Below are 966 nucleotides of genomic sequence, written 5' to 3'. Positions count from 1 at the left end.
CTCATGTAGATGAAGGATGTGTGATGTTAGTATCGTAAAGATACTTGACAAGTACAGGGGGGATGAAAATAATGGGGAATAGAGGCGTGCTTTTATATGTAGACTTGGGCAAGCTTGAAGATGAACCATACAGATTGTCAAAGATATATGATACACTTGGACAGTATATTGATGATATCAGACGACAGAGAGACATAATATACATAAGCAAGATGGCGGAATCTATGGATATATCATCCCTGGACAGACTCTGTGCAACCTATATGCTGAAACTCCATGGTATGAGTTATGATACACTTGGACAGTATATTGATGATATCAGACGTCAGAGAGATATAATATACATAAGCAAGATGGCGGAATCCCTGGATATATCATCCCTGGACAGATATCGTGCTCAACTGGTAGACGAATATGATCGGCTTGGAACTCTGAAGAAGATTCTGGATGAGGCATACGATCTGTATAAAGAATGTAATGAAAAATTCGAGGCATCTGGACAGACTCTATGCAACCTATATGCTGAAACTCCATGGTATGAGACCAGTGAAGGAAAGCTGGCTATAGGCATAGGCGTGCTTGTGGTTACTGCTGCAGTGGCGATAGTCTGCCCTGCTGTACTAGGGGCGGCGGCCGCCACGGTAACACAGTCTATAGCGACATCTGCCCTCGTGGGATCAGCAATATCTGGTATAATGAATGGCACTGCATCAGTGAAAGCAGGAAAGTCGTTTTTTGATGGATTTGCAAGTGGCGTTGAAGAGGGCGCAATAATAGGTGCTCTTTGTGGAATGTTTGGCGCAGGAACAGCAGTCATGATGACTGGTGCAGAGATGACGGTCGGTAATGTTTTTGCTGCCAGAGTAATAAATGCTGTTGGGGATGCAACAATAGGTACAGCTACATACATATATCATGAAAACAAATATGATAAAGCAATAACAGGCGGAGATGTAGCCAAGACCT

1 protein-coding gene is annotated in these 966 nt (G+C 43.1%); it reads left to right on the top strand.

Annotated features, from left to right (window positions below; all coding sequences use genetic code 11):
- Window positions 1-71: 71 nt before the first annotated feature.
- Window positions 72-966 (top strand): hypothetical protein (locus tag DWW70_RS14620; protein WP_330423979.1); only part of this gene is annotated, 895 nt, incomplete at its 3' end.

The sequence above is a fragment of the Coprococcus sp. AF16-5 genome (genome assembly GCF_003479365.1).
Classification (GTDB): domain Bacteria; phylum Bacillota; class Clostridia; order Lachnospirales; family Lachnospiraceae; genus Coprococcus; species Coprococcus aceti.
The sequence above is the reverse complement of the archived record's forward strand: the minus strand, read 5'-3'. Positions and strand labels throughout refer to the sequence as shown.